General features: G+C 40.6%; 1 protein-coding gene and 1 pseudogene. Both read right to left on the bottom strand.

Annotated elements, in window-relative coordinates:
* Positions 1 to 196: 196 nt before the first annotated feature.
* The gene (metH, locus tag AC11ZT_RS12975) at positions 197 to 3,595 is read right to left on the bottom strand and encodes a methionine synthase (RefSeq protein WP_484060005.1); all 3,399 of its coding nucleotides are present in this window, start codon (positions 3,593 to 3,595) and stop codon (positions 197 to 199) included.
* A pseudogene (locus AC11ZT_RS12970) lies at positions 3,582 to 3,934 on the bottom strand (bifunctional homocysteine S-methyltransferase/methylenetetrahydrofolate reductase); the annotation flags it as partial. The pseudogene AC11ZT_RS12970 and the gene metH, both read right to left, overlap by 14 nt.

The raw sequence follows: 3,934 nt of genomic DNA, 5'->3' as shown, positions 1-3,934 counted from the left end.
GAGTGCTAAGTTCGGGGTTACATGTCCAGCAGATCCTCCGCCTGTAAACACTATCGTTTTCAAAATTTGTAGCTCCTTTATCCCGTTCTTACTAGAAGAACTTGAATCGTTGTTATTTTCATACTTTTCAATGAAGATAGCATGAAAATTCTCCTCTTCTATTATAGTACATAGGTGCTACAAAATTTCACAAACTTTACATAACGCTAAAATAATTTGCATCTGGATGAGAAAATACTAACGCTGTCACAGAAGCTTCTGGCTCCATCATAAACCCTTCCGTAAGGTGAATACCGATTTCTTCTGGATGAAGAAGACGGAATAACTTCTCTTGATCAGATAACTCTGGACACGCCGGATACCCAAAGGAAACACGAATGCCCCGATATTTAGTGCGGAATCTTTCTTCCATTGTCAAATCAGGATCATCAGGAAATCCCCAGCGATCTCGAATAAGCATATGTGTGCGTTCCGCTAACCCTTCTGCTAGTTCAAGAGCAAGCGATTGAATCGCATGACTACGTAAATAATCCCCTTTTTCTTTCCACTCTTCAGCAATTTCTCGGACGCCTGAGCCTACGGTTACCGAAAACATCGCAACATAATCCATTTCTTCACCTACGGAATGCAAATAATCCCCAAGTGTTCTACCCGGTGTTTTTTTTTGTCTCGGGAATATAAATGTTTCAATAATCTTCGTATGATCCTCTGGATCGTAAATATATATGTTCTGTCCATCCGACTGTGCAGGAAAAAATTGATAAACCGCTTTAGGACGTAACCAAGTTTCTCCTTCACGTAATAAATCATCAATAAGCTGATTTAACTGAAGCGCTCGTTCATCGCCCTCTTCTAATAGCTTTTTAACATTCCCCTTTAAACCGAGATGGTGCCCTAGAAGCATTTGTCGATTTAGAAATGGTCCAATTTGTGAGACAGGAATATCTCGAAGTACAGTCTTTTTCAAAGAATCTGGTACTGGTACTGGCACCTTTGGAAGTGGTATTACTTCCATTTTCGTAATCGTAGTCGTTTCCTTTTGCTCCGTGCTTGCCTTCTTCTTTTCCTGCTGCTTTTGTAGCAACAATTCACGTGCATCCTCATGCTGAAGACGATTTGCAAGATCTAATCCATTCATTGCATCGCTTGCATACAAGACAATGCCATCATACGACGGACTAATTCGATTTTCAGTAAATTTACGGGTAAGAGCTGCACCGCCTACAAGAATAGGTGTGTCAATATCTGAAGCTCTTAAATCTTCTGCTGTTAAAACCATTTGCTGTGCTGATTTTACAAGCAATCCAGAAAGGCCAATAATAGTTGGTTTTTGCTCCTTAACTTGCTTTACTAATTCATCGGAGCGAACATTGATACCTAAGTTTACAATTTCATATCCATTGTTTGACAAAATAATTTCTACCAGGTTTTTTCCGATATCATGTACATCACCCTTTACAGTAGCTAGTACCACTTTCCCCTTTTTTGAAGCTTCTGTACTTTCCATGAAAGGCTCCAAGTAAGACACAGCAGCCTTCATGCTTTCTGCACTCTGGAGTACTTCTGCTACAATTAACTCATTATTATTAAACAACCGGCCTACTTCATCCATACCAGTCATAAGCGGCCCATTAATGATGGATAGCGGATCTCGGTTCTCATCGAGCGCTTTTTGTAAGTCCTCAGTAAGCCCCTGCTTCGTTCCTTCGATAATATAACTTGCTAATCGTTCATCTATTGTTAGTGTTTCAACCAATACCGTTTCCTTTTTCTTTGCAACTCTGTAAAAGGCAGTAAACGTGTCTAGTGTTTCCTTACTCGTTTCAAATAATAGTCGATCAGATAATGCTTTTTCTTCTTCTGGAATAGAAGCATATCGTTCCACTTTTTCCGTATTGACAATTGCATAATCAAGTCCAGCCTTTGTTGCATGATATAAAAAGACAGAATTTAATACTTCTCTGCCGGCAGGAGGTAAACCAAATGAAACATTGCTTACACCCAGTATCGTCAGAGACTCTGGACAGGCTTCTTTGATAAGACGAATCCCTTCTATAGTGGCATTAGCTGCACCAATATAGTTTTGGTCACCCGTTCCAACCGGAAATACAAGTGGATCAAAAATGATGTCTGAAGGTCGAACTCCATACTTTTTCGTAAGTATCTCATAACTTCTTTTAGCAATCGCAAGCTTACGTTCTGCCGTTACCGCCATTCCTTCTTCATCTATCGTACCAACAACAACTGCTGCTCCGTAACGATGAACGAGCGGAATAACCTTTTGAAAACGTTCCTCACCATTTTCCAAATTTATTGAATTCACGATTGCTTTCCCCTGTGAATAAGAAAGCGCCTTTTCTATAACTCGTTCATCTGTAGAATCAATCATGAGCGGCGTTTTAATCATCTTAGTTGCTGCAATTAAAAATTGTTCCATATCCTCAATTTCTTCTCGATCTGGATCTGCCATACAAACATCAATAACGTGTGCATTTCGTTTCACTTGTGATCTTGCAATTTCTGCAGCTTCCTCAAACTTTCCTTCTGCTACTAGTCGTTTAAAAGCACGTGATCCGATAACATTTGTTCTCTCACCTACAAATAGTGGTCGCATCGTATCATCGTATTGCAATGGTTCTAATCCACTCACTGCGTGTCCAGTACGATGAAGCTTTGGACGCGGTTTCATCCCTTCTACAGCCTTCTTCAGCTCACGAATATGATCCGGTGTGGTACCACAGCACCCTCCGACGATATTTACCCAACCTTCTTCTGCAAAGGTTTTTACTTTCTTCGCTAGCGAATGAGGGGATTCATGATAATGACCATCTTCATCAGGCAATCCTGCATTGGGATAACAAGAGATAAAGCTTTCCGATAATCCGTCTAAAGAACGAATCGATTCTCTCATAAATTCCGGCCCCGTTGCACAATTTAATCCGACTGATAATGGCTTTATATGCTCAATAGAAAGATAGAATGCCTCAATGGATTGTCCTGCTAGTGTCGTTCCCATCGGCTCGATGGTACCTGAAATCATAACAGGTATTTTTATATGAAGCTCTTGAAAAGACCGTTCGATCCCGATACAGGCTGCCTTTACATTCCGCATATCTTGGCTTGTTTCAACCAATAATACATCGACCCCGCCACGCAATAGGCCAAGTGATTGTCTTTCGTAGGCCTCAATGAGCTGTTCAAACGTCACACCACCTGTAACGCTAATCGCTTTCGTTGTTGGACCCATTGCCCCAGCGACATACACATCCTTGCCAGATTGCTCTACCGCTTGCTTAGCAAGCTTTGCAGCACGTTCATTCAATTCAATGTCATACTCTTCAAGTTTATAGTCATGCAAAACTATATTTGTCGCACCAAATGTATCCGTTTCAATAATATCTGCCCCGGCATCTATATAAGCCTTGTGAATGTTTAAAATAACATCGGGCCGTGTTTTCACTAAATATTCATTACACCCTTCAAATTCTTCTCCACCAAAATCTTCAGCAGTTAAGTCTGCTTGTTGAATCATTGTTCCCATTGCCCCGTCAAGGAGTAAAATCCGCTCCTCTAACGCTTCTTCAATTGGTTTCATGCAATTGCTCCCCTTCTCGTTGCTCTGTTTTTATATGTCGTACTAGTGATTCAGACATTTCAAATTTTTGGAACGGCGTGATGATATACACACCATGGAATAGTTTTTTAGCTTCGTCAATAAGATCCTTTGCAATTGCAAGACCTTCCTCCATCGCTTGCTCAGGAGTTAGATGCCCATCCATCCGCTTTCTTACTTCTTCAGGCAATGTAATACCTGGTACTTCATAGTGAAGAAAGTCGGCATTGCGTTTACTAACGAGAGGCATAATTCCGATAAAAATAGGGGTTGAAAAGTCTTTAACTGCCTCATATGTTTTCACTAACACTTCTTTATCAA

The organism is Ectobacillus sp. (genome assembly GCF_056992975.1).
Note: the sequence above shows the minus strand (reverse complement) of the source record. Positions and strands in the feature narration are given on the sequence as shown.